Source organism: Kribbella sp. VKM Ac-2568 (genome assembly GCF_004345365.1).
GTDB classification, from domain to species: domain Bacteria; phylum Actinomycetota; class Actinomycetes; order Propionibacteriales; family Kribbellaceae; genus Kribbella; species Kribbella orskensis.
Genome location: NZ_SLVF01000009.1, coordinates 203356 through 226086, shown reverse-complemented (window position 1 = coordinate 226086; position 22731 = coordinate 203356). Strand labels below are relative to the sequence as shown.

Here is a 22731-nt window from a genome sequence, read left to right as displayed (position 1 = left end):
CCGGTGTCACCGTTACGAACGCAAACTCTGTTGTGCTCATTGTGCTCACGGCCTGCTGGCCAGATCGGGCGGTGCCGCGCACAATCAACCCGTGACCGCGAGGTGGAGAGCGTTCCTGGGCAGGCGTCGGTGGACGCTGGCCGGGCGGATGCTGGCCATGCAGTTGCTGATCGTGCTGATCGTCCTCGTCGGCGTGGCCGCCGTTTCGCTGGCTCAGTCGAACGCCCGGTTCCGCGACACGGAAGGCCGCCGTGCGCTCGCCGTGGCCGAGCGGCTGGCGGTGACCGCCGGAGTCCGCGAGGCCGCCGCAGCCGGAGCACGTGGGGCCACCGGCTCGGACGGCGCGCCCGACTATGTCAGCCAGGCGCAGTCCGTGGTGGAGTCCGGGCGGACCTTCTCCGGCTCGACGTACGTGAAGGTCGCCCTGCGGGATCGGCGGATCATCGCGTCTACCGATCCCGTGCCGCAGACCTCCGTGGCGCGGCTGCAGGAGACCGACGCCTTCCTCGGCCGCTCGTGGATGGGGCGTGACGAGGAGACCGGCGCGGCGCTGGCGATGGCGCCGATCATCAACGTGGAGACCCGCGAGACCGACGGAGTGGTCGCGGTCGGCCGCCAGTACCCGTCCCTGCTGGCAAACCTCGCGACCGCGACGCCGAACCTGCTGACGTATCTCGGCATCGCCAGCCTGCTGGGCGTACTCGGCTCGTTGCTGCTGGCAAGGACCGTCAAGCGCCAGACGCTGGGACTGGAGCCGCGCGAGATCACCGGTCTGGTCGAGCAACGGGAAGCCCTGCTGCACGGGATCAAGGAGGGCGTGCTCGCCGTCGATCTCGAGCGGCGGATCACCATGGTCAACGACGAGGCGGCGCATCTGCTGGGGATCCCGCTGACTTCTGCGGGCCGGGCACTGGTCGAGGTCGACGACACCGGCCGGCTGGGGGAGATCTTCGACGGGCCGGAACCCGCGACCGACCGGGTCCTGCCGCTGCACGGGCGAGTGCTCACGCTGAACCGGATGCCGGTCCGCAGCCACGGGCGCCACATCGGCTGGGTCGCCACCTTCCGCGACCGCACCGAACTGCTCGAACTCCAGCGCGAGCTCGACCTGACCCGCAATACCACCGACACCCTGCGCGCGCAGGCTCACGAGTTCAGCAACCGGTTGCATATCGTCAGCGGCCTGATCGAACTGGGGGAGTACGACGACGTCCGCCGCTACATCCAGCGCATCGCGGCCGACCAGACCGAGCTGACCGCCGGGGTCACTGCTCGGGTGGCGGATCCCGCGGTCGCGGCCTTACTGATCGCGAAGTCCAGCCAGGCGGCGGAGCGCGGGGTCAGCTTCGTCGTCGACCAGGCGACCTTGCTGCCGCGCCTGGACGAACGACTCGCCACCGACGTGTCCACGGTGCTCGGGAACCTGGTCGACAACGCGCTCGACGCTGCTGCCGGAGCGCGGGATCCCTTTGTCGCTGTGGAAGTGGTCGAGCACGCGGGCGCAGTACGGATCCAGGTTCGGGACTCGGGGCCTGGAGTGGACAGTGCGATGCAGCATCGGGTCTTCACGCACGGGTTCAGTACGAAGTACAGCGAGTCGGATGACGACCATGGGATCGGGCTGGCGCTCGTCCGGGTGATCTGCCGCAAGCGCGGGGGCGATGTGACGGTGCACAACGACTCGGGCGCCGTCTTCGTCGCCACGCTGCCGATGCTCGCCACGGCGGCTCAGGCATGATCCAGGTCCTGGTCGTGGACGACGACTTCATGGTCGCCCGGTTGCACTCGAGCGTGGTCGCGCGTCAACCCGGATTCGAGGTGGTGGGTGCCGCTCGCACGGGTGCCGAGGCACTCGCCGCAGTGCGCACGCTTCGGCCGGATCTGGTGCTGCTCGACATCTACCTGCCGGACATGAGCGGACTCGAGGTACTGCGCCGCTTCCGCGAATCCTCGGCCGACTATCCGGTGGACGTGATCGTGATCAGCGCGGCGCGGGACCTCGACACACTTCGTACTGCGTTGCGTGGTGGGGTCTTCCAGTATCTGGTGAAGCCGTTCGAGATCGAGTCTCTTCGAAGTCGGCTGGAGGACTACGCGGCTCACTGGGCGGAACTCCACCATTTGACGGAGGCGCACCAGGACGAGGTGGACCGGGTCTTCCGCACCCAGAGCGGCCGCGTGCCGCCGCCCAAGGGGATCAGCCCGGAAACCACCGACCTGGTCCTACGAGCCCTCGGTAACGCCTCCGACGACGGCCTGTCAGCCACCGACTGCGCCGAAGCCACCGGCCTCTCCCGCAGCAGCACCCGCCGCTACCTGGAACACCTCGTCACCATCGGCCGAGCCGAGATGCGCCCCCGCTACGGCACCGCCGGCCGCCCCGAACGCCGCTACCACCCATTACCCCGCTGACAAGCCTTCAGGTCAGAAGACTGGGGACCGTGAAACCAGCGGATGATGACTGCCCGCGAGCGACCTGCCCGCCGACCACGCAAGCGTCTGCGACTCGCCTGTCGGTGGACCGCAACAAGGTGCGCGTGACCTGGGTGTGTGGCTGAGGCCCGACTTTGTGCGTGGCTTGAGCGTTTGGGGTGGGCTGGTCAGGGGAGGCGTTCGCCTATGGCGGTTAGGGCTGTGTTGCGGGCTTCTAGGACGTGGTGTTCGGCCAGGGCGCGGGCGCGAGGGGCGTCTCGGGCTATCAGGGAGTCGAGGATTTGCTGGTGTTCGTGGAGGGCGGCTGTTCGGCGGGATTGGGAGGAGTTGGTGAAGGCCCGGTAGCGGGCCATCTGGCCGTCTACCTGTTCGTGGAGGCGGGCGGCCCAGCCGTGGCGGGCGATCTCCGCGATCTTCAGGTGGAAGTCGTGGCCGGCGTTCATTGCGTCGTCGGCGAACTCCACCAGCCGCTGGTTCCGCGCCACCAGCAGCGTCAGCGCCTCGGCGCCCTCGTCGGTCATCCGCTCGGCCGCCTCCGCCGCCATCAGCCCCTCCAGCGACGCCCGCACTGTGTACAGCTCGTCGATCTCCTCCGCCGACAGTGAGCGAACCACCATCCCGCCCGTCGGCAACTGCTCCAGCAGATCCTCCGCGAGCAGCAGCCGCAGCGCCTCCCGCAGCGGCGTCCGGCTCACCCGCAACTGCGCCGACAGCTCGGGCTCGAACAACCTCCGCCCCGGCGGCAGGTCGAGCGACAGGATGCGCCGTTTCAGTTCGGCGTACACGACCTGACCGCCCGACGCGCGCCGCACTCTGTCCGTCATACGAACTCTCCTTTGCGTACTTGTATACAAGTATGCTTCTCTGGCTCCAGTCTCGCACCCGATCGGAGCAAGGCATGGCCCATCTTTCGGCATCCCCGCCCGCCGCCGCCCAGCGGACGGATCCGGACGCCCTCCTGGCCTTCACCCAGGCCGTACTGCGCGCCGAAGGCGTCCCGGCCGCGGACTCCCACCTGCTCGCCGACACCCTGGTGACGGCGGAACTCTGGGGCCACGCCTCGCACGGCATGCTCCGGCTGCCCTGGTACGTCGCTCGCCTCCGCAGCGGCGCGATGCGCAAGATCACCCAGGTCAGGACCGTCCGGGACACCGGCGCGCTGGTCGTGCTCGACGGCGGCCACGGCATCGGCCAAGTCATCACCGAGCGGGCGGTCACCCTCGGTGTCGAGCGAGCCAAGCGTTTCGGCGTGAGCTCCATCGGCGTCCGCAACTCGGGCCACTTCGGCACCGCGGCGTACTTCACCCGCCGGGCGGCAGAAGCCGGCTGCGTCGCCCTGCTCTGCACGAACGCCAGCCCGGCGATGGCTCCGTGGGGCGGCAAGCACAAGAGCATCGGCACGAACCCCTGGTCCATCGCGGCTCCCGCCGGGCGGCACGGCGCAGTCGTGATGGACCTCGCCAACACGGCGGTTGCCCGCGGCAAGGTCTACCTCGCGGCCGAGAGGGGGACCGACATCCCTGAGGGCTGGGCGGCCGATGCCGAAGGCAACCCGACGACCGACCCGCAGGCAGCGATCGAAGGCCTGATCCTCCCGATGGCGGGGCCCAAGGGATACGTCATCTCGTTTATGTTCGACGTCTTGGCCGGAGTGCTCACCGGCAGCGCGTTCGGCGACGAGGTGGCCGGCCCCTACCAGCCGGACGCGACCAGCGGCGCCGGTCATCTCCTGCTCACCATCGATGTCGCCGCGATGGCCGACCCAGCGGAGTACGGCGAACGGGTGGAGGCCCTCGTCGACGCGACCCGCGCCGCCGAGAAGGCTTCCTGGGCCGACGAGATCCTCGTCCCCGGTGAACTCGAGGACCGCCATCACGCCGAACTCTCCGCCGCCGGCATCACGCTCACCGACGCCACCTGGGCGAGCCTGGCGACGCTGAGCGCGGAGACAGGGGTCGAACTCCCGTGATCACCCTGACCGTCTCGCTGCAGGTCGTCCCGGGCCACCTGGACGCCTTCGTCGACGCCATCCGCACCAATGCCGAGCGCTCCTTCACCGACGAGCCCGGTTGCCTGGCCTTCGACGTCAGCCAGGACCTCGCTGACGACCACCACTTCACGCTGCACGAGACCTACACCGACGAGGCGGCCGTCGACGCGCACCGAGCCGCGCCGCACTTCAAGGTCTGGCGCGCGGCCGTCGCCGAACACGTCGTGCCCGGCAGTCAGGTGAACACCCTGGCCCGCCGGCTCTTCCACCACCACAGCCCGGAGGCCCACCGATGAACCTGCTGATCCGTCCCGACCAGGTCGTACCGTTCGACCGCGGCAACGGCGTCGTCACCATCCCGTACGTCGGACGCTGGAACGCCGAGGACAACCGCATCACCACCGGGCAGACCGTGTTCGCCGTCGGCACCGGCCTGCCCGTGCACAGCCACAACGTCGAGGAGTCCGTGCTGATCATCGAGGGCCTCGCGATCGCGGAGATCGACGGGGAACGCTTCGACCTGGTGGCCGGCGAGGCGACCTGGGTCCCCGCGGGCGTGCCGCACCGGTTCCTCAACCGCGGCGACGAGCCGATGCGGATCTACTGGGTGTACGGCGGCCGCGAGGTCACCCGCACGATCACAGCCACCGGTGAGACCTTCGAGCACCTCTCGGAGAGCGACCGGGGCGGGCTGACGACCCGATGATCACCACGATCAACCCGGCTGACGGATCCACGCTCGCCACCTACCAGGCGATGACCCCGGCGCAGATCGAGCAGGCCGTAGTACAGGGCTCTGCTGCGGCCGCTGCTTGGGGACGTACTCCGGTCGAGAACCGTCTCCAGGCGCTGACTCGGCTGGCTGCGCACCTGCGGTCGGAATCCGCACGGCTGGCAGCGCTGATCACGGCCGAGATGGGGAAGCCGATCAAGGAGGCCGAGGGCGAGATCGAGAAGTCCGCCGTCACGGCCGAGTACTACGCGGCGAACGGCGGCGCGATCCTGGCCGACGAGGAGGTCCCGGTCGACGGGGTCCGCGCGTGGGTGGCGTACGAGCCGGTCGGGCTGGTGCTCGCGGTGATGCCGTGGAACTTCCCGGCCTGGCAGGTGTTCCGGTTCGCCGTACCGACGCTTGCCGCTGGCAACGGAGTACTGCTGAAGCACTCGCCGAACGTGACCGGGTTCGCGCTGGAACTGGAGAGGGTGTTCGTCGAGGCCGGGTTCCCCGAACACCTCGTCACGACGCTGGTGGTGGATGAGCCGGAGGTGCCGGCCACGATCGAGGGGTTGATCGCGGACGACCGGGTCGCCGCGGTCACGCTGACCGGGAGCAACCGGGCCGGCGCCGCCGTCGGGGCTGCCGCGGGTCGTGCGTCGAAGCGCTCGGTACTCGAGCTCGGGGGATCGGACGCGTTCGTGGTCCTCGCGGATGCTGACATCGAGGCTGCCGCGGCGGCCGCCGTACGGGCGCGGTTCGCGAACTCCGGGCAGAGTTGCGTGTGCGCGAAGCGGTTCATCGTCGAGGCGGCCGTCGCCGACGAGTTCATCGACCGCTTCGTGCTGGGCGTGAAGGCGCTGGCCGTCGGGGATCCGACCGATCGCGAGGTCGCCGTCGGCCCCCTGGCTCGTGACGACCTGCGGGCGGCCTTGCAGCGGCAGGTGGACGAATCTGTCGCGGCCGGCGCGGTGCTGGTCGCCGGTGGCGGGAGCATCGACGGATCCGGGTACTACTTCGAGCCGACCGTGCTGACCGGGACCGCTCCGGGCATGCCTGCCTTCGACGAGGAGACCTTCGGCCCGCTGGCCGCGGTCGCCGTCGCCGCAGATGTCGAGGAGGCGATCACCCTGGCCAACGCCACGCAGTACGGGCTGGGGCTCAGCATCTGGACCGGTTCACCGTCGCGTGGTGTTGAGGTCGCTCGCCAGATCACCTCCGGGGCCGCTTTCGTCAACGCGGTCGTGGCGTCGGACCCGCGGCTGCCGTTCGGCGGGACCAAGCGCAGCGGCTACGGACGGGAGTTGGCCGCGGCAGGGATCCGCGAGTTCACGAACACGAGGACCTACTGGGTCGCCTAGGCCGCGCTTGAGACGGGTGGGCGGGGGAGTGGGAGGTCGCCCTACGATGATGGGGTGAGCGAGATCATCGAGTTGTGCCGGCGGGCCCGGGAGGCCTCCTACGCGTTGTCGGCGGCTTCCCGCGCGACCAAGGACGCGGCGCTGCACGCCATGGCGGCAGCCCTGCGCGCGAACACCGAGCCGATCGTCGCGGCGAACGCGAAGGATGTCGCCGCCGCGCGCGAAGCCGGTACGCCGGAGTCGACCGTGGACCGGCTGGCTCTCGACCCCAGCCGGGTGGACGCGATGGCCGCCGGGCTCGAGCAGCTCGCCGGCCTGGTGGACCCGGTCGGCGAGGTCGTCCGCGGCTACACGCTGCCGAACGGCCTGGAGCTCCGCCAGGTGCGCGTGCCCTTCGGCGTGGTCGGCATCATCTACGAGGCCCGCCCGAACGTGACCGCCGACGCGGCCGGCATCTGCCTGAAGTCCGGCAACGCGGTCCTGCTGCGCGGCTCGTCCTCCGCGGCCGAGTCCAACGCCGCGATCATCGACGTACTGCGCTCCGCCGCGGCCGAGGCGGGACTGCCGGCCGACGTGATCCAGGGTGTGCCGGGCGACCGGGCCGCCGTCAAGGAACTCATGCAGGCGCGCGGGCTCGTCGACGTGCTGATCCCGCGGGGTGGCGCGGGGCTCATCCAGACAGTGGTGTCGGAGTCGACCGTGCCGGTGATCGAGACGGGCGTCGGCAACTGCCACGTGTACGTCGACGCCGACGCGGACCTGGATCTCGCGCTCAAGATCCTGCTGAACGCCAAGACGCAACGGCCGAGCGTGTGCAACGCGGCGGAGTCCCTGCTGGTGCACTCGTCCGTGGCCGACGACTTCCTGGCCAAGGCTCTGCCGGCGCTGGCCGAGGCCGGTGTGACGGTGCACGGCGACGCCCAGGTTGTTGCTGCGGGCAATGACATCCTGGCGGCCACCGACGAGGACTACGGCAAGGAGTACCACTCGCTGGACCTCTCCGCCGCCGTGGTGGATTCGCTGGAGGCGGCGGTCGAGCACATCCGCAAGTTCAGCTCGAGTCACACCGACGCGATCATCACCCGGTCGCAGGCGGCCGCGCGGCGGTTCGTCCAGGCGGTGGACTCGGCGGCCGTGGTGGTCAACGCGAGCACCCGGTTCACCGACGGTGGGGAGTTCGGGTTCGGCGCGGAGATCGGCATCTCGACGCAGAAGCTGCACGCCCGCGGACCGATGGGGCTGCCTGAGATGACCTCGACGAAGTACGTCGTCACCGGCGAGGGGCAGATCCGGAGCTGAGCAGCGGGCCCGCGTCGATCGAGCGCACGTCGGGGGTCTCGTCCGACAGCACGGCCAGCGCGGCCGCATAATCCTGTCCCGCCGGAAGATCCACCAGCCGGACGGGTCCGTCGTAACCGGGCCACTCGAGCAGCGCGGCCGGCTGATCGGGCGCGCTGACGATCACCTTCCGCAGATCGGCGCGTACCCCGTCGCCCGTCGCCTTCACGACCGCCTCCTTGCGAGTCCAGTACTGCGTGAACGCGCGCGCCCGCTCGGCTGGATCGACTTCGGCCAACTGATCCGCCTCCACCTCGGAGAGGCTGACCGCGGCCAGGGAGTCCGCATCGATGGTCGGATCCACCAGTTCGACGTCGACGCCGACCGCAGCACGGGGATGGAAGGCGACGGCGACCAGGTCGCCGGAATGCGACACCGACAACTGCATTCCGTCGGTCGCGACCTTCCAATGCGGCCGGCCGCAGTCCGGGCACGTTCGATCCAGCCGCACTTCGGCAGGCGGTACTTCCAGATCTCGCCCGAGCACTCTGCGGATCACCGCGGCGCCAAGCAGGAAACGCGCCTTGTCCTCATCCCTGGTGTACGCCGCCAAGCGGCCTCTTTCGGCGGCATCCAGGTCTGCGGCCAACTCCGGCCGCGCATCGCGGAGCCGCGCCCACCAGATCTCGACGGCCCGCGGGCCGCTCGTCATGCCATCGCCTGATCGGCGCCGGCCTGATCGGTGCGGGCCTGATCGGTGCCGACCTGGCTGGTGCCGGCTTGGCTGGGGCGAAGGGCGGCCTGCCAGGTGAGTGAGCCGGTCCGAAGATCGTCGAGCAGGGCTTCGATCCAGCGCACCTCGGCCTCGGTGATCGCCCGCTGGTACTCGGTCTCGATCAGCGCCACCCGCGGGACCGGCGCGCCTTCGTACTCCGACGCGAGGTCGGCCTCGAGCTCGGTGATGCGCTGCGCGAGGTGGTCACGGCGTTCCTCGAAGAGCTCCGTCGCGGCCTGCGGAGTCAGCAGCATCACGAACGACAAGGCGGCCGGGAACTCGGGGAACTCGTTGCGCGGAGTGGCGACGATCTCCGCGAGCCACTGCCGTGAGGCTTCCCGGCCGGCTTCGGTCAGGTGATACGTGGTGCGCTCGGGGTACCGCTCGTCCCGCTGGGTGTCGCCGGCGGCGATCAGCCTGGCGTCCTCGAGCCGGACGATCATCCGGTAGAGGCTCGTGCGCTGGCCGACGTTGACCACCTGGTCCTTGCCCCACTGCTTGATCAGCCGCTGGATCCCGTACGGGTGCATCGGCCCGTTCTCCAGCAGGCCGAGGATCGCGAGCGCCAGCGGTGAACGGCGGAAGGTCGGCTGCATGGCAGCAGTCTAGAGGTCAGAGAAACTAGTTGCAATGTAACTAGACCGCATGTAACTATCGATCCATGAGAAAATCAGACCTTGAAGAACTGACCCAGGGATCGGTGACGTCCCGCGACGGCACCCGGATCGGCTACCTGAAGACGGGCCGAGGACCGGCGGCCGTAGTACTGCACGGCAGCATGGAATCGGCTCGCAGCCACACGTTGCTCGCCCAGGCGCTGGCGGACGACTTCACCGTCTATCTACCGGATCGGCGTGGACGGGGAATGTCCGGTCCGCATCGGCCCGACCACAGTGCGCGCACCGAGGTCGAGGATCTCGAGGCTGTGCTGGCCGAGGCCGGGGGCGACCTGGCCTTCGGGGTCAGCGCGAGTGGCGCGATCGTGCTGGAGGCCGCGCGGACGCTGCCGGCCGTGCGCAAGGTGGCTGTGTACGAACCGGCCCTGGTTGCGGATGCGGCTCCGCACACCGCCTGGTTGGCCCGCTTCGACCAGGAGATTGCTCAGGGCAACGTTGCCGCCGCGATGATCACCAGCATGTACGGCCTGGAACTGGCGCCGCCGATCTTCAAGGTGATGCCGCGCCGACTGCTGGCGTCGATCACCGACAAGATGATGAAGAAGGAGGATCGGCAGGCGGGGCCTGACGACATCACCCTGCGCAAGCTGGCGCCGACCGTGCATTACGAAGGCGCGCTGATCGTCGAGCTTGCCGGTCGGTTCGACGAGTTTCGCGAGGTTGCGGCCGACGTACTGGTTCTTGGTGGCAGCAAGGGGCTGCCCTTTCTGAAGCCCGCACGGGATGCGCTCGTCGAGGTGCTGCCGCGCGGTCGCCGGATCGAGTTCGACGGCCTCGACCACGGCTCGTCGAGTGACCCGAGCCCGATCAACTCCACCGGTAGCCCTGAGGCGGTGGCACGGATCGCCGCTGAGGTCCGCTCGTTCTTACTCCGGTAGGGGAGCGGGGCGTGCTTCCCAGCGGGTGGAGAGGACCACGGTCGTCCGGGTTCGGACTACGCCGTTGACGCGGCGGAGGCTGGCGACGACCTCCTCCAGGTGGCCGACGTCGGGGACGCGGACCTTGACCACCAGTTCCTGATCGCCGGCGACGAACCAGCAGTCCTCCACGGCGGGGATCTGGCGGACCCCCTCGACGATGTCGTCGGTCTCCACGTCGTCGCGCTGGAACAACCCGACCAGCGCGCTGGTGCCGAGCCCCACCTGCTCGGGCGCGACCACGGCGCGGTACCCGAGCAGCACGCCGCGTTCCTCCAGCCGCTTGACGCGCTCCTGGACGCTCGGGCCGGACAACCCGACCTCGCGGCCGAGCTCTGCCCAGCTGGAGCGGCCGTTAGCGCGCAGCGCCTCGACCAGTTGCCGATCGATCGCGTCCATGTGTTCCCCTCCGTTTACCGCAGATTCGTAGGGAGATCAGCTGATCTGCCTTTAATTCGTTTGTGTAGTAGCAGGACGCGTCGTACAATTTCAAGTGTCGAAGCCGCCCGCTCCGACGTCCGGTACAACCATGTGAAGGAATCATGATCACCCCCGAAGTCGCCCGTGCCCACATCGACGAGAAGCGCCGTATCGCCGCGATCCATCAGCGCGACCACGTCGGCCCCTCCGCTTGGCGCCGGCTGCTGACCCGCTACATCCGGCACAGCTGACACCACTCCCGCGCGACCGGCAGGCCACCCGGCCCACCGGTCGCGCTCGCGTAGGCCGGCAAGAGATAGGCTCTGCCTCATGCTTTCCCTCCTCCTGCCGCAGTTGGCGGCCACCGAAGACGCCGCCGAGAAGGCTGCGCACATCTCACCGTGGTGGTACGGCGGGTTCGCCCTGGCTGTCCTGGTCGTGATGCTGCTCATCACTTTGATCATGGGCAAGGGCCGGCCGCACAGCTGAGCGGCGGATCGAGCTGACGTGGATTCTCCGGAACGGGTGCGACCCGGTCGCCGCCTGGGTGTGATGGGCGGCACCTTCGACCCGATCCACCACGGTCACCTGGTGGCGGCCAGCGAAGTACAGGCGTACTTCGACCTCGACGAGGTGATCTTCGTACCGACCGGGCAGCCGTGGCAGAAGTCGGAGCGTCAGGTCTCGCCGCCTGAGGACCGGTACCTGATGACGGTGATCGCCACCGCCTCGAACCCCCGGTTCTCCGTCAGCCGGGTCGACATCGACCGGCCCGGGCCGACGTACACGATCGACACGCTGCGCGACCTGGCCGAGCTCTACCCGGACGCGGAGCTGTTCTTCATCACCGGTGCGGACGCGCTGGCCCAGATCCTCACCTGGCGCGATGTCGACGAGATGTTCAAGCTGGCCCAGTTCGTCGGCTGTACCCGGCCGGGGACCGAGTCGCTCGAGCTGCCGCTGGACAAGCTCCCGATGGACCGCGTCACCCTGCTCGAAGTACCGGCCCTCGCCATCTCGTCCACCGAGTGCCGGAAACGGGTCGCCAAGGGCAACCCGACCTGGTATCTCGTCCCGGACGGGATCGTCCAGTACATCGCCAAGCGTCAGCTCTACACCAACCACTAGAAGGCCGACTATCAAAGGACTAGGCATGCCTGCCACCGAACGCGCCATCGAGCTGCTCACCGCGGCAGCCGAGGCGGCCCACGACAAGAAGGCCGAGAACGTTCTCGCGTTCGACGTCTCCGAGCAGCTCGCCATCACCGACGCGTTCCTGGTCGCCTCCGCCTCCAACGACCGCCAGGTCCGCGCGATCGTGGACGCGATCGAGGAGAAGCTGCGAGTCGACTTCGACGCCAAGCCGGTCCGCCGGGAGGGCGCGCGCGAGGGTCGCTGGGTGCTGCTGGACTACCTCGAGGTCGTCATCCACGTGCAGCACGACGAGGAGCGCAGCTTCTACTCGTTGGAGCGCCTGTGGCGCGACTGCCCGATCATCCCGCTGCCGTCTCCCGGTCCCGGCGCTGATTCGTCCGGTGCTGCCGGCGCCGGCACGTCCGCTACGGCCGAATGACCGCGGGGCGGCTGATCGTCTGGCGGCACGGCCGGACCGAGTGGAACCTGCAGGACAAGATCCAGGGCCAGGCCGACATCCCGCTGGACGACGTCGGCGTCGCCCAGGCCCGCGCCGCCGCCTTGCGACTGGCGTCCTTGGCGCCGACGCGGCTCTTCTCCAGCGACCTCCAGCGCGCCGTCGCGACCGCCGGTGAGCTGGCGGCCCTGACCGGCCTGAAGATCGAGTACGACGACGCGTTGCGCGAGATCAACGTCGACGACTGGGCCGGCATGACGATGGAGGAGCTGGCCGCGATCCACCCGGAAGCAGCCGCTCGTATCCGGTCCGGCGAACCCCAGCGCCGCGGTACAGCCGGCGAAACCGTCGAAGAGGTAGCCGAACGCTTCGCCCCAGCCCTGGCCCGGGCCATCGAGCACGGTGAACCCTCCGACACCGTGGTCGTAACCACCCACGGTCTGGCAGCCCGAGTAGGCATCTGCCTCTTCCTGGGCATCCCCAAGGCCCACTGGCCCGCCTTCGGAGGCCTCTCCAACTGCAACTGGATCTCCCTCCTCCCCGGCCGCCACGGCTGGCGAATCGAAGAGTGGAACGCCGGCTCGCTCCCCGAACCGGTCATGTCCGACGACCCCCAACGCTGACACACCGGACGGATGACACTGGGCGGGCTGGGTGCTGAAGACAGCTTTCTCAAGAGCACACCAACAACCCCAAACTGGTCGCCCATCTACCAGTCCAACACCCCGATCAGCGCCTACAACCCACCCATCCCAGACGTGCTCCTGCTCACCCCCAACCCCACCCCACCCGATTTTTCTTTGCGGCCCCCCATCCGCTAAACTTCCGGAGTCGCAAGACACCGCGGGGCTTTGGCGCAGTTGGTAGCGCGCTTCCATGGCATGGAAGAGGTCAGGGGTTCGAATCCCCTAAGCTCCACCGCAGATCAGAGGCCGGTTCCCCTTCGGGAGACCGGCCTCTTGCATGACCTGAGTGACTACCGGTTTCGGGGCAGGATCTCGTCCATCGCTACCGGACGCAGAACGTCCGCAATCGGGGGTACGTTGTCGGCATGTCCGACTTCGCGATCAAGGCGCTCACGCCGGAGACGTTCGACGACTTCGCCGCTCTCGTCGAGCGGAACAAGGGCATGTTCGCCAGTTGCTGGTGTACGCATTTCCATCCCGACTGCGCGGAGAAGGGCCAGAGCGCCGAGGGGAACCGGGCGCTCAAGCAACGTCTGGTGGCCGACGGGATCGCACACGCGGCGCTGGTCTACGACGGCGACCGGGCTATCGCCTGGGCGGAGTACGGATCACCCGAGGAGCTGCCCAACATCCAGCACCGCAAGGAGTACGTCGCCACTGCCGAGCGACTGCCCGACTACCGGGTCACCTGCATCCTGGTCGAGCGCGGCGTTCGCGGTCACGGCCTGGCGGCGATCGCCCTGCGCGGAGCCGTCGAGCTGATCGCGCGGGCCGGCGGCGGCCTGGTCGAGGGCTACCCGCACGACACCGGCGGGGTCCGGAAGAAGAACTCCTCGTTCCTCTACAACGGCACCCGCAGGATGTACGAGCGCGAGGGCTTCACCTACGACCGGCCCAAGGGCCTGGGCAACTGCGTGATGGTGCGCGAGGTGGCCCCGGGCACGCGCGACTGAACCGGTCCCTCGCTCCACGCGGAGACGACGGCTACTCGGCACCGCGCCGTCTCTACGAGTCGCTCGGCTTCTCCACGATTGCGCGTACGTGCACACTCTCGTGGGGACCTTTGGCGGGCTCTCGCGACTGATCCGCAAGCCGCACGCCCACCGGTGCCTTAGACCCAGCGTGGACGGCAGCCGGCCGATGACCGATTGGGAATCCCCTTCTGGGGCAAGGTGATTAGCCCAGCCGTCGAGCGTGAGCATGCTTCCGGTGCTGATCTGGAGAAGATTTCGCCGGTAGCGGCACCCGAGCTTGGACCGCATCCGAGTTGGGGTCGTAGGTGAGTGACTAAGTGAGTGACAACGGAGCCGAACAGGCCCAGACATCCACGGAAGTTGATGGACGAGAGCCGGGTGCGGTCCGACCGTCGTTCGGTGGTCAGGTGTGCATGGCATGGAAGAGGTCAGGGGTTCGAATCCCCTAAGCTCCACCGCATGTCGGAGGCCCTTTCCCGGTTGGGAAAGGGCCTCTTCTGTTTGACCCGGGAGACTAAGACTTTAGTTCCCACCCGTGGTCGTCCATCCGCTTGAAGATCTGATCCATCGTCGCGGACCCTCACGTGGCCGACCAGGCGCGATATGTCCTCGATCGGTACTCCGCTGCTGGACAGCAGCGAGACGAAGCTGTGCCGCAGCTCGCGGGGAGTCCAATCCGTTGCGACCAGGCCGACCCATCTCCACCTCATCCAATGAGCGGATGCGTGGCACCCAGGAGGCGTGAGGACGGTGCTGCTTTGTTCGGCAGTCCGCGAGGCTCAGAGCTGGGCTACCTGCCGTGCCGCGGTCCTGGCCCTCAGCCCGTGTCCTCACCTGTCTCGGTGCGAACGTCTTCAGCGGCGGCGGTTCGCCGACGTATCGCACGACGCGAAGGGTCTGGGCTGTGCACCGAGCCTCGCCGGACGGGAAGTCTGGGCAGGAGGGCGGGGACGCGGGCGGCGTAGTCGTCGTACGCCGCTCCGAACGTGTTGCGGAGGTCGCGCTCCTCGAACATGATCCCAACTGCGATGTAGCCGGTCGCGGCGAGGGCGAAGAGAAGATGCGATGCGCCCATCCGTGGTGTCGCCCAGAAGGCCAGCACCAGCCCCGTCATCAACGGGTGCCGCACGACGGCGTGGAGACCGCCGACATAGAGGTCAGAGGTGAGACCGGGGTCTCGGGCGGTCGCCCATCCGGCCTGCCGCAGCCCCATGAGTTCGAGGTGATCGACCGCGAACGTTGCGGTGATCGTCAGCGCCCAACCGGCGGCGAAGAGTGACCAGGCGATGACCATGACCGGGCCCTCGGCGTGCCAGATCTGCCCACCCCAGGGTTGCCAGAGCACCAGCAGCAGCGCGAGGCAGATGTCTGTGGCGAGCACGTAGGAAGTGCGTTCGAGCGCCGTCGGGATCCGCCGACTCAGCCATGACTTCACCTGACGACGCGCCATCACCGAGTGCTGGACGGCGAAGAACAGCAGGAGCGCCAGGTCGATGGCGACCGCGCGAGCGGTGGTCGTGCGGTCGGGTCCGTCGACGGTCCTGGGGACGACCACGCCGGCGAGGAAGGCCATCGTCCACACGGTGACAACGACGAACCCCAACCAGGCGGCGGCCGAGAGGAGGAGATGGGCAGGGTGTCGGGACATGTCTCCATACTGCGGGGGTGGCCGTCCCCGGCGCAGCCGTGGAATTACCTCACTTGTGCGGGTGTCGCGCGACGTACCAGGCTGCGACTTGGGAACGAGATCTGAACCCGAGCCGCAGCCGGATCCGCTCGAGGTGCGACTCGGCGGATCGTTCGGTGATGCCCAGACGGTCGGCCAACTGGCGGTTCGTGAGGCCGTCCGCCACGAGGGCCGCGACTTCTGTCTGGCGGGCGGTGAGTCCCGTCGGAACGGTCCTTCGTAGCCGTGGCAGTCCGAGGAAGCGTCGCACCTGTTCGACCAGCGACTCCACATCCCCGAAGGCAGGAAGGTGCGAGCGACCCACGAGCTCCACGAGCTGGGCACCCGGGATCGCGTCGGCGAGCACCCTGCTCTGGTCGAACGGAGCGGCTCGGTCTCCGCTCCGGTGCAGCACCAGTGTCGGTGCCTGCACCCGCGCCAGGCTCGGAAGCACGTCCAGGCCGTAAGCCAGACGCAACAAGGCGACCGCTGTCTCGGGCGAGGAGGCTGCGCGCTGGTAGCGGGCGAGCGCGAGGCGGGTGCCGGCATCAGCCTCGGGTGCGAAGAGATCGGTGAGCAGGTCTGATCCCAGACCCCAGTGAGAGGCAAGCAGCCCGAGCATGTGCCTCTTGCTGTCCTCGTCGCCGATGGCGGCACCGGTCGCCCAGCCGCCGTACAGCACCAGACGCGAAACCTTCTCCGGGTGATCGGCGGCCCACTGCGCGGCCACCGCCGCCCCAAGCGACCAGCCCAGGACGTCACAGCGGGTAACGCCGAGCGCCTCGGTCACCGCGGCGATCGTGGCAAGCTCGAGCGCCATCGTGCGAGGGCCGTCGTAGGCGTCCGAGAGGCCACAACCAGGGCGGTCGTAGCGCACCAACGTGCGGCCCGACGACAGCGACTCGTGGAACATGCGCTCGGCGGGGATGGCCCATCCGAGCTCGAGATGACTGAGCCATCCCGGCGCAACCAGCAGGAACGGCCCGCTGCCTGTCAGGGCATAGGCCACCCGCCCGCCATCGGTCAAGTGCGCCATCCCCAGGCGCTGGTCCTGCGCAACCACGACACCAGTGAACAGCAGTGAGGTCGCGATTGGCTCAAAGGTCCTGGCCGGCTTGTCGAGCGGTCCCTCGGACATGCCGTGACCACGGAGGTCATAGGCAACGAATCGAAATTCGTCGGCGAGCGCACTTTCGTACTGCTTCTGCCGGCAGAGATGGTTTTGCGACCAGCCCATGGATGAACAGGATCGGTGATCCGTCCGCCTCGATGTGCTGGGTTGTCATGTCGCGCCCCCTGTTGCGTCGCTTTGTCGCTCATCGGCCGCATGGGGGACCGAGAATCCAAGCCGTCATGTCAGGTGAATAGTCGACGCCTTGGCCCCCGTACGCCCCCGAAGGCAACGGATCCCGCCTGATGGCGACAACCCGGCCGTCGAGGACATAGACGGCGGGGCCGGATCCAGGGGCGGCAGACCGGGGTCCCTGTCCGCGGTCCTCGGGTTGAGCGTCTGCAGCGACGGGCGCGATCGGCAGGGCTGCACTGAGGAGAACCGCCGACACTGCCGCGGTGGTCGTTCGCCAGATGGAGTGTGGCTTCCGATTCATGATTCTCACCTTCTCTACAAGACGGATCCGGTCTACAAGGCGGACCGGCGGGAACTACCCATCCAGGATGCTTCCGGCGACGGGCCGCGTCCGCCTCAAATGAGGCACAGCGAACGGGGCATCTGCGGCACTAGGCTGGATGGATGGCAAGCGGGGAGGTGGTGGACCACCGCTCGTTTCTCGGCAGGCTCGAACCGGCTGACCGAGCATTCCTGCTTCGGCTCGGTCATCCGAAACGCTTCCGCCAAGGAGCGAGGATCATCGTCCAGGGTGACCACAGCGACACCGTCTTCCTCACTCTTTCGGGTCTGGTCAAGGTCACCCTGGACACGCCGGATGGTCGCGAGATCGTGCTGGCCGTCCTGGGGGCGGGCGACCTTCTCGGCGAGTTCGAGGTGATCGAAGGAAGGCCGCAACGGTCAGCGGGCAATGTCGCTGTACTGCCCGTCGAGTGCCGCGTGATCCCGGGCGACGAGTTCATGGCGTCCCTCGAGACGCATCCGCGGATGTTGCTGGTGATGGTGCGTGTCATCATCAGCCGGTTGCGGGCGGCGGATCGCCGTCGCGAGGCCTCAGCTTCGATGGGAGTCTCGCGCAGCCTCGCCAGTTTCCTGGTCGAGCTGGTGGAGAGCTACGGCGCATCCGACGGATCAGTGATCGATATCAGCATCCATCTGACTCAGGAGGAGTTGGCCAGCCTGATGTCCACTTCGCGCGACTCTGCCGTTCGTGGACTCAGCACGTTGCGGACCAAAGGGCTGATCGCAACCCGCCGGCGCCAGATCGTGGTGACCGACCTTGACGGACTACGGGGCTACGCATCAGCGATGGCGACGGCGCGTGACGATTGACTCTGGCTGGCCGACTCAGTGGCCGACCATTCCCTGCCCGAGTCACTCGCCGCCGACCCCGAGCGTCTCGCCGCTCTCGACCTCGCGACCCCTCTCCTCATCACCGGCCGCAGCTCGTGCCGATAGACCTTCTCCGTGACGTTGGTGCTCACGTGGCCGACCAGGCGCGATATGTCTTCGATCGGTACTCCGCTGCTTGAGAGCAGCGAGACGAAGCTGTGCCGCAGCTCGCGGGGCGTCCAGTCCGCCGGGACACAAGACCGTCCGATTCCGGCACTGGCTCCAGTGATCACCACAACGCTCAGGCCTCCGCCGATGCCCCATCCGCACACACGATCGAAACACGCCACGTGGTCGGCCGAGCCGTGGTAGTAGCCGTGATGAAACCGTTGTACGGCAAGGACGCGGCGGCCGTTGATCGGGGCCGCGGGGCTGTTGCTGGTGGCAAGCGCCCTGATCGCGTCTCCAGCGCTGGCCTCGCATCCCGAGGTCAGTCTGCCGGGCAGCAACTTCGAGATCGACACCGACGCGAACCTGAAGGTGGACGACGCGGGATCGGCGCTGAAGGACTTCATCGCTCCTACGCCGCTCAACCTCGCGACCTGCGGCGCGATCAAGGTCACCAAGACGAGGAAGCACGCGGCCGATGGACCTGGATCGCATCCGCATGCAGGTGTCGCGTTCACCGTGAACGGGGTTACTCAGACCACCGACGCCAACGGTCAGACATGCTTCGACAACCTGCAGTTCGGGAGCTACTCAGTGACCGAGACACTGCCGGCAGGCTACGTGGCCGACGGGCCTCTCACGAAGACGGTTGTGGTCGACAACGTGGCGACTTGCTCCGGCTCGCCGTACCTCGGTGAGACCGTCAGCTTCAGCAACACTCCGCTCACCGACCTGTCTGTCTCGGTCAACTCGCAGATCAATGGCGGTACGGCGTCGACGATCGTCTGCACCGCACCTGGCGGTGGGACCGTGGCTAGCGGCACCACCGGTGCGAACGGTGACGGGTCGGCCTCGGCGACCAACCTCCAGCCGGGTACCTACACCTGCACGATCGTGATCGACCCGTAGCAGAAAGCTCTGCCCGGACGTCCCTCCAGACGGGTGGAGCCCAAGGAGCCCGGAGTGCGTGAGCGCTCCGGGCTCCCTCACAGTGGGGCATGGTTCATCTGTTCTTGAACGGCGAAGGCGTGCGCGACGGCGCGTGCATCACAGCATCGCCGAGTTCCCGTTCCTCGGTGAGGTGCGGACGGCGCCGCGGCGGGAGGCTGATGGCCTGTCAATCGCGCCAGCCGACCCCTGACCTCGCAGGTCAGAGCAGGTCTTGGCCCGGTCTGTAAATCTGTCCGCTTGTGCTCACGCAAGGGTTCGAACCCTGCACCTGCTGCGACTGGAGTACTACGCTGGGCGGGTGAGGGGGACGCTGCGCGGGTTCAGCCTGCTAGCGGGTGGCTTGGTGCTGCTGGCAGTTGGGATTGTCACGCTGTGGCTGGTCTTTCTGAGCGTTGAGCGGCCGCCTCTGCCGTCACCGGAACCATCATCAACACACTCGGCGTCACCGACACCATCATGCACGGGCACGGCATGCGAAGAACCGGAAACGCCACCACCGCAACCGGTAATCCCCGAAGACTCTGGTGTCACCGACGTCATAGGGGCGGTCGCCGGCCTGGTGTCATCGGTGGCGGGATTGGTCGCGGCTTTCGCTGGACTGACCGTTGCCAGACGATCGATGGCCGAGACCTCGAAGGACAAACGGGCACGACGACCAAGCGCTGACCGAAATCGGCGTCCTTGAGTCCCGTCGGAGAGCAAAATCCGTGACAAAACAGCGGTGACCACGCCTGGTCGGTACCCATGAGACATGGAAGAGGTCAGGGATCGGATCCCCTAAGCTCCACCGCCCAACGCCTCGGCCCTCTCCGCGAGCACAGGCCGAGGCTGGTGGCGGTGGACGGTCTTCGTCACCTGAGTGCTCTTGTGACCGACCAGCAGCGAGATCGTCTCAATGTCCAACCCGCTCTCACTGAGCAAGCAACGGCTCGTTCACTCGGTGACCGTGGGCGACTCGGCCAGAAACGGCCGAACCTCCAGCCAGGTACTTGGCCATCATGTTCTCCTTACGCGTACGGCGCACTGTGGCCGTGTTCACTCCGGGGACGGAGCCGCGAGCGGGTTCTCGACATCCCACCGGGAGATTTCGGCCGCGACGGGGTGTCAGCTGAGCTGCTCGGCCAGCGCGACGATGATCCCCTCGGGGCCGCGGACGTAGCAGAGCCGGTAGCTGTTCTGGTATTGCGCCACCTCTCCAACGAGTTCCGCGCCGTGGGCTCGCAGGCCGGCGACAGTGGTGGAGGAAGTCAGAACTAAGCTTCAATACATTTGACTATAGCGTCAACAACTTCATCGAGTGGACGTGCGGTATCGATAACCATGCCCTTGGGTATACCTTCTTTAGTGGCATGAAGACGAAGTATCTTTTCCTTTTCCGCTTCATTCCCGCCCCAGTCATCGGCAGTACGACCAGCCAGTCTCTGCTTGAGTGTTTCGGTATCCACGTCCAGCACGATTACTTTGTCGAATATGTCCAAGAATTTATTGAAGTTCCTTGAACCGCCACAGAAGACAGCAATCTCATCCGCTTTGCTCGCTGCTATTTCTCTGACTCTGTCAACATCCCATATGTGATGCTCATGACTACTAACGCCTTCGGTTCGTTTCCCCGTTTCAGGGTCGCCCTGATAAGCAAGTTCATTATCACCGTCAATGGCTTTGTAACCGCGCCTTCGGAGCTCGCGAAATACTGAACTCTTGCCTGTGCCCGAACCGCCTTCGACAAGGTAATTTCTCTTCGCCATAGGGCTCATCCTAACAAAAGCGCCCCGAAAGGCGTTTGAATTAACTTCCCGGCTCCGCCCCGACGACGCCTCGTCTAGAGTGCCGCGAACCCCTGAGCTCCACCCACGAAGAGCCGGTCTCCTACCTCGGGAGCCCGGCCTTTGCCTGTACTACGAGCAACTGCTCCACGCAGCTCTGCGCGGTGTCCTGGCCTGGCGCAACGAGGTGGAAGGCCGTGTCAGTGGGCGTGTCAGGGGCGTGGCTGGGGTGTGTCAGGCCGGGCGCCGATGGTTGTCACATGACAAGTTCAGCGAACACAGAATCAGGAACGCGGGACCGCGAACCTGCGATCCGGGTGCAGGGTATAGAGAAGTCCTACAAGGAGTTGCACGTCCTGCGGGGAGTGGACTTCGAGGTGGCGCCGGGCAGCATCTTCGCGCTTCTCGGCTCGAACGGCGCAGGAAAGACCACGATGGTCAGAATCCTGTCCACGCTGCTGAGATCAGACGCCGGCACAGCGACCGTCAATGGATTCGACGTCACGACGGACGCGCTCCGAGTTCGGGAGTCCATCAGTCTGACCGGACAATTCGCCGCGGTCGACGAGATCCTCTCCGGCCGGGAGAACCTGGTGCTGGTGGCCAAGCTGCGGCACCTCAAGGACCCGGGCAAGATCGCGGATGACCTGCTCGCACGCTTCAACCTCACCGAGGCGGGTTCGCGAAAGGTGTCGACGTATTCAGGAGGCATGCGCCGTCGCCTGGACATCTCCATGAGCCTGATCGGGGAGCCGAAGGTGATCTTCCTCGACGAGCCGACCACGGGGCTCGACCCCGAAGCACGCATCGAGGTGTGGCAGGTCATCCAGGAGCTCGCCAACCGGGGGACCACCGTTCTGCTCACTACGCAGTACCTCGACGAGGCTGAGCAACTCGCTGAGCGGATCGCCATCCTCCACGAGGGCCGGATCATCGCGAACGGCACCCTCGGCGAGCTGAAGCAACTCCTGCCCCCAGCGAAGGTCGAGTACGTCGAGAAGCAGCCGACCCTGGAGGAGATCTTCCTCGCGCTGGTGGGCAACGACAACAAGGCCGAGTCAAGTAAGGACCTGTCATGAGCACATACTTCTTCGGAGACACGGCCGTCCTGACGGGCCGCTCCATGCGTCACATCTTCCGTAGCGTCGACACGATCATCACGACCGCGATCACGCCGATCGCCATGATGCTGCTGTTCGTCTACGTGCTCGGCGGGGCAATCGAGACAGGTACCGACAACTACGTCAATTACCTGCTGCCGGGAATCATGCTGATCGCGATCGCGTCGGGCATCGCGTACACCGCCGTTCGGTTGTTCACCGATATGAAGAGCGGCATCTTCGAGCGGTTCCACTCCATGCCGATCGCACGATCGTCCGTGCTGTGGGCCCATGTTCTGACCTCGCTGGTTGCCAACGGGCTCTCGGTCGTGATCATCGTGCTGGTAGGCCTCGTGATGGGATTCCGCACATCGGCTGGCCTACTGGCATGGCTGGCTGTTGCCGGAATCCTGGCACTGTTCACCCTGGCACTCACTTGGATCGCAGTCCTCGCCGGCCTGTCAGCGAAGTCTGTGGACGGTGCCGCCGGCTTCTCCTACCCGCTGATCTTCCTGCCGTTCATCAGTTCGGCGTTCGTCCCCACGGACACCATGCCGGGTCCCGTCCGCGCCTTCGCCGAGAACCAGCCGGTCACGTCGATCGTCAACACCATCCAGGATCTGTTCGCACAGCAACCGGTCGGCAACGACATCTGGGCCGCACTTGCCTGGTGCCTCGGCATCCTCGTTCTCGGCTACGTCCTCGCCATCCGGGTCTACCGGCGCCAGATCAGCTGAGAAGCGCGCCTGACCGACCGGGCCGGGGTTGAGCCGCCCACCAACACATTCACGTTCGAGACACAAGGAGA

The 22731-nt window shown here is 67.1% G+C and carries 26 protein-coding genes and 1 tRNA gene; 19 read left to right on the top strand and 8 right to left on the bottom strand.

All coding sequences use genetic code 11. The features are described 5' to 3' along the window. The first annotated feature begins 91 nt into the window (after window positions 1–91). Both EV648_RS26540 and EV648_RS26535 read left to right on the top strand, forming a co-directional pair. Complete coding sequence (locus EV648_RS26540; RefSeq protein ID WP_199234834.1) at window positions 92–1738, top strand: sensor histidine kinase; 1647 nt, start codon at window positions 92–94, stop codon at window positions 1736–1738. Further along, complete coding sequence (locus EV648_RS26535; RefSeq protein WP_132297282.1) at window positions 1735–2412, top strand: response regulator; 678 nt, start codon at window positions 1735–1737, stop codon at window positions 2410–2412. Before EV648_RS26540 ends, EV648_RS26535 begins: the two co-directional genes overlap by 4 nt. 188 nt (window positions 2413–2600) lie before the next feature. Here the strand turns inward: EV648_RS26535 and EV648_RS26530 are convergent, their stop codons facing one another. Further along, window positions 2601–3257: a GntR family transcriptional regulator gene (locus EV648_RS26530; protein ID WP_132297279.1), complete on the bottom strand. Its 657-nt coding sequence runs from the start codon at window positions 3255–3257 to the stop codon at window positions 2601–2603. Window positions 3258–3331: 74 nt separating this feature from the next. On the opposite strand from EV648_RS26530, the gene EV648_RS26525 reads away from it, so the two are divergent. Genes EV648_RS26525 through EV648_RS26505 form a run of 5 tightly spaced genes read left to right on the top strand, consistent with a single transcriptional unit; the run spans window position 3332 to window position 7798 of the window. Further along, window positions 3332–4402, top strand: a complete 1071-nt coding sequence (locus tag EV648_RS26525; RefSeq protein WP_132297276.1) for an Ldh family oxidoreductase — start codon at window positions 3332–3334, stop codon at window positions 4400–4402. Then, the gene (locus EV648_RS26520) at window positions 4399–4719 is read left to right on the top strand and encodes a putative quinol monooxygenase (protein ID WP_132297273.1); all 321 of its coding nucleotides are present in this window, start codon (window positions 4399–4401) and stop codon (window positions 4717–4719) included. Before EV648_RS26525 ends, EV648_RS26520 begins: the two co-directional genes overlap by 4 nt. Next, window positions 4716–5129 (top strand): cupin domain-containing protein, encoded by a 414-nt coding sequence (locus tag EV648_RS26515; RefSeq protein WP_132297270.1) that lies wholly within the window; start codon window positions 4716–4718, stop codon window positions 5127–5129. The genes EV648_RS26520 and EV648_RS26515 overlap by 4 nt, the downstream gene beginning before the upstream one ends. Then, window positions 5126–6499: an aldehyde dehydrogenase family protein gene (locus EV648_RS26510; protein WP_132297267.1), complete on the top strand. Its 1374-nt coding sequence runs from the start codon at window positions 5126–5128 to the stop codon at window positions 6497–6499. Before EV648_RS26515 ends, EV648_RS26510 begins: the two co-directional genes overlap by 4 nt. A gap of 54 nt (window positions 6500–6553) precedes the next feature. Further along, on the top strand, window positions 6554–7798 hold the full coding sequence (locus tag EV648_RS26505; protein WP_132297264.1) for a glutamate-5-semialdehyde dehydrogenase: 1245 nt from the start codon (window positions 6554–6556) through the stop codon (window positions 7796–7798). Here EV648_RS26505 and EV648_RS26500 read toward each other — a convergent pair. Together EV648_RS26500 and EV648_RS26495 are read right to left on the bottom strand one after the other, a co-directional pair. Next, window positions 7770–8489 carry a 4'-phosphopantetheinyl transferase superfamily protein gene (locus EV648_RS26500; RefSeq protein WP_132297261.1) on the bottom strand — a complete coding sequence of 240 codons (720 nt, stop codon included), beginning with the start codon at window positions 8487–8489 and terminating at the stop codon, window positions 7770–7772. The two genes, EV648_RS26505 and EV648_RS26500, sit on opposite strands and share 29 nt — an antisense overlap. Then, on the bottom strand, window positions 8486–9148 hold the full coding sequence (locus EV648_RS26495; protein ID WP_132297258.1) for a PadR family transcriptional regulator: 663 nt from the start codon (window positions 9146–9148) through the stop codon (window positions 8486–8488). Before EV648_RS26495 ends, EV648_RS26500 begins: the two co-directional genes overlap by 4 nt. A gap of 65 nt (window positions 9149–9213) precedes the next feature. On the opposite strand from EV648_RS26495, the gene EV648_RS26490 reads away from it, so the two are divergent. Beyond that, on the top strand, window positions 9214–10107 hold the full coding sequence (locus EV648_RS26490; RefSeq protein WP_132297255.1) for an alpha/beta fold hydrolase: 894 nt from the start codon (window positions 9214–9216) through the stop codon (window positions 10105–10107). On the opposite strand, the gene EV648_RS26485 is transcribed toward EV648_RS26490, so the two are convergent. Then, the gene (locus tag EV648_RS26485; RefSeq protein WP_132196698.1) at window positions 10096–10545 is read right to left on the bottom strand and encodes an Lrp/AsnC family transcriptional regulator; all 450 of its coding nucleotides are present in this window, start codon (window positions 10543–10545) and stop codon (window positions 10096–10098) included. The two genes, EV648_RS26490 and EV648_RS26485, sit on opposite strands and share 12 nt — an antisense overlap. Window positions 10546–10688: 143 nt before the next feature. Here EV648_RS26485 and EV648_RS44815 point away from each other — a divergent pair, with 143 nt between their 5' ends. From EV648_RS44815 to EV648_RS26460, 7 genes are all read left to right on the top strand, one after another. Continuing rightward, window positions 10689–10817 (top strand): hypothetical protein, encoded by a 129-nt coding sequence (locus EV648_RS44815; RefSeq protein ID WP_255512873.1) that lies wholly within the window; start codon window positions 10689–10691, stop codon window positions 10815–10817. A gap of 79 nt (window positions 10818–10896) precedes the next feature. Next, a complete protein-coding gene (locus tag EV648_RS43385) occupies window positions 10897–11055 on the top strand; it encodes a hypothetical protein (RefSeq protein WP_199234833.1) in 159 nt (52 codons plus the stop codon). 18 nt (window positions 11056–11073) lie between these two features. Next, window positions 11074–11694: a nicotinate-nucleotide adenylyltransferase gene (gene nadD / locus EV648_RS26480; protein WP_132196700.1), complete on the top strand. Its 621-nt coding sequence runs from the start codon at window positions 11074–11076 to the stop codon at window positions 11692–11694. Between the two features lie 25 nt (window positions 11695–11719). Then, window positions 11720–12139, top strand: a complete 420-nt coding sequence (rsfS, locus tag EV648_RS26475) for a ribosome silencing factor (protein WP_132297252.1) — start codon at window positions 11720–11722, stop codon at window positions 12137–12139. Continuing rightward, the gene (locus EV648_RS26470; RefSeq protein WP_132297249.1) at window positions 12136–12780 is read left to right on the top strand and encodes a histidine phosphatase family protein; all 645 of its coding nucleotides are present in this window, start codon (window positions 12136–12138) and stop codon (window positions 12778–12780) included. Before rsfS ends, EV648_RS26470 begins: the two co-directional genes overlap by 4 nt. Before the next feature lie 222 nt (window positions 12781–13002). Beyond that, window positions 13003–13075: transfer RNA gene (locus EV648_RS26465), tRNA-Ala, on the top strand. Window positions 13076–13208: 133 nt separating this feature from the next. Next, window positions 13209–13796, top strand: coding sequence for a GNAT family N-acetyltransferase (locus tag EV648_RS26460; RefSeq protein ID WP_132297246.1), 588 nt, complete (start codon window positions 13209–13211; stop codon window positions 13794–13796). An 838-nt stretch (window positions 13797–14634) separates the two neighbouring features. On the opposite strand, the gene EV648_RS26450 is transcribed toward EV648_RS26460, so the two are convergent. Beyond that, window positions 14635–15465 (bottom strand): isoprenylcysteine carboxylmethyltransferase family protein, encoded by an 831-nt coding sequence (locus tag EV648_RS26450; protein ID WP_132297243.1) that lies wholly within the window; start codon window positions 15463–15465, stop codon window positions 14635–14637. A 49-nt stretch (window positions 15466–15514) separates the two neighbouring features. After that, window positions 15515–16720, bottom strand: coding sequence for an alpha/beta fold hydrolase (locus EV648_RS26445; RefSeq protein WP_241995614.1), 1206 nt, complete (start codon window positions 16718–16720; stop codon window positions 15515–15517). A 513-nt stretch (window positions 16721–17233) separates the two neighbouring features. Between EV648_RS26445 and EV648_RS26440 the strand changes: the two genes are divergently transcribed. Beyond that, on the top strand, window positions 17234–17941 hold the full coding sequence (locus EV648_RS26440; protein WP_132297240.1) for a Crp/Fnr family transcriptional regulator: 708 nt from the start codon (window positions 17234–17236) through the stop codon (window positions 17939–17941). On the opposite strand, the gene EV648_RS45275 is transcribed toward EV648_RS26440, so the two are convergent. Then, entirely contained in the window at window positions 17905–18234 is a 330-nt protein-coding gene (locus tag EV648_RS45275) for a tyrosine-type recombinase/integrase (protein ID WP_370452743.1), read from the bottom strand. The two genes, EV648_RS26440 and EV648_RS45275, sit on opposite strands and share 37 nt — an antisense overlap. 121 nt (window positions 18235–18355) lie before the next feature. Here EV648_RS45275 and EV648_RS26430 point away from each other — a divergent pair, with 121 nt between their 5' ends. Next, window positions 18356–19018 carry a SpaA isopeptide-forming pilin-related protein gene (locus EV648_RS26430; protein WP_199234831.1) on the top strand — a complete coding sequence of 221 codons (663 nt, stop codon included), beginning with the start codon at window positions 18356–18358 and terminating at the stop codon, window positions 19016–19018. 1295 nt (window positions 19019–20313) lie between these two features. Here EV648_RS26430 and EV648_RS26420 read toward each other — a convergent pair. Then, complete coding sequence (locus tag EV648_RS26420) at window positions 20314–20805, bottom strand: AAA family ATPase (RefSeq protein WP_132297231.1); 492 nt, start codon at window positions 20803–20805, stop codon at window positions 20314–20316. Window positions 20806–21083: 278 nt separating this feature from the next. Here EV648_RS26420 and EV648_RS26415 point away from each other — a divergent pair, with 278 nt between their 5' ends. Together EV648_RS26415 and EV648_RS26410 are read left to right on the top strand one after the other, a co-directional pair. After that, window positions 21084–21902 (top strand): ABC transporter ATP-binding protein, encoded by an 819-nt coding sequence (locus tag EV648_RS26415; RefSeq protein ID WP_132297228.1) that lies wholly within the window; start codon window positions 21084–21086, stop codon window positions 21900–21902. Further along, window positions 21899–22660, top strand: a complete 762-nt coding sequence (locus tag EV648_RS26410) for an ABC transporter permease (protein WP_132297225.1) — start codon at window positions 21899–21901, stop codon at window positions 22658–22660. The genes EV648_RS26415 and EV648_RS26410 overlap by 4 nt, the downstream gene beginning before the upstream one ends. The last annotated feature ends 71 nt before the right edge of the window (window positions 22661–22731 follow it).

Excerpts from the sequence above, each read along its gene's own strand:
- EV648_RS26510 (WP_132297267.1), top strand. The coding sequence starts at position 5,126 with ATGATCACCACGATCAACCCGGCTGACGGATCCACGCTCGCCACCTAC.
- EV648_RS26445 (WP_241995614.1), bottom strand. The coding sequence starts at position 16,720 with ATGGGCTGGTCGCAAAACCATCTCTGCCGGCAGAAGCAGTACGAAAGT.
- EV648_RS26500 (WP_132297261.1), bottom strand. The coding sequence starts at position 8,489 with ATGACGAGCGGCCCGCGGGCCGTCGAGATCTGGTGGGCGCGGCTCCGC.
- EV648_RS26535 (WP_132297282.1), top strand. The coding sequence starts at position 1,735 with ATGATCCAGGTCCTGGTCGTGGACGACGACTTCATGGTCGCCCGGTTG.
- EV648_RS26515 (WP_132297270.1), top strand. The coding sequence starts at position 4,716 with ATGAACCTGCTGATCCGTCCCGACCAGGTCGTACCGTTCGACCGCGGC.
- EV648_RS44815 (WP_255512873.1), top strand. The coding sequence starts at position 10,689 with ATGATCACCCCCGAAGTCGCCCGTGCCCACATCGACGAGAAGCGCCGT.
- EV648_RS26495 (WP_132297258.1), bottom strand. The coding sequence starts at position 9,148 with ATGCAGCCGACCTTCCGCCGTTCACCGCTGGCGCTCGCGATCCTCGGC.
- EV648_RS26485 (WP_132196698.1), bottom strand. The coding sequence starts at position 10,545 with ATGGACGCGATCGATCGGCAACTGGTCGAGGCGCTGCGCGCTAACGGC.
- EV648_RS26450 (WP_132297243.1), bottom strand. The coding sequence starts at position 15,465 with ATGTCCCGACACCCTGCCCATCTCCTCCTCTCGGCCGCCGCCTGGTTG.
- EV648_RS26440 (WP_132297240.1), top strand. The coding sequence starts at position 17,234 with ATGGCAAGCGGGGAGGTGGTGGACCACCGCTCGTTTCTCGGCAGGCTC.
- rsfS (WP_132297252.1), top strand. The coding sequence starts at position 11,720 with ATGCCTGCCACCGAACGCGCCATCGAGCTGCTCACCGCGGCAGCCGAG.
- EV648_RS26470 (WP_132297249.1), top strand. The coding sequence starts at position 12,136 with ATGACCGCGGGGCGGCTGATCGTCTGGCGGCACGGCCGGACCGAGTGG.
- EV648_RS26530 (WP_132297279.1), bottom strand. The coding sequence starts at position 3,257 with ATGACGGACAGAGTGCGGCGCGCGTCGGGCGGTCAGGTCGTGTACGCC.
- EV648_RS26415 (WP_132297228.1), top strand. The coding sequence starts at position 21,084 with ATGACAAGTTCAGCGAACACAGAATCAGGAACGCGGGACCGCGAACCT.
- EV648_RS26410 (WP_132297225.1), top strand. The coding sequence starts at position 21,899 with ATGAGCACATACTTCTTCGGAGACACGGCCGTCCTGACGGGCCGCTCC.
- EV648_RS26460 (WP_132297246.1), top strand. The coding sequence starts at position 13,209 with ATGTCCGACTTCGCGATCAAGGCGCTCACGCCGGAGACGTTCGACGAC.
- EV648_RS26420 (WP_132297231.1), bottom strand. The coding sequence starts at position 20,805 with ATGGCGAAGAGAAATTACCTTGTCGAAGGCGGTTCGGGCACAGGCAAG.
- EV648_RS26490 (WP_132297255.1), top strand. The coding sequence starts at position 9,214 with ATGAGAAAATCAGACCTTGAAGAACTGACCCAGGGATCGGTGACGTCC.
- EV648_RS26525 (WP_132297276.1), top strand. The coding sequence starts at position 3,332 with ATGGCCCATCTTTCGGCATCCCCGCCCGCCGCCGCCCAGCGGACGGAT.
- EV648_RS43385 (WP_199234833.1), top strand. The coding sequence starts at position 10,897 with ATGCTTTCCCTCCTCCTGCCGCAGTTGGCGGCCACCGAAGACGCCGCC.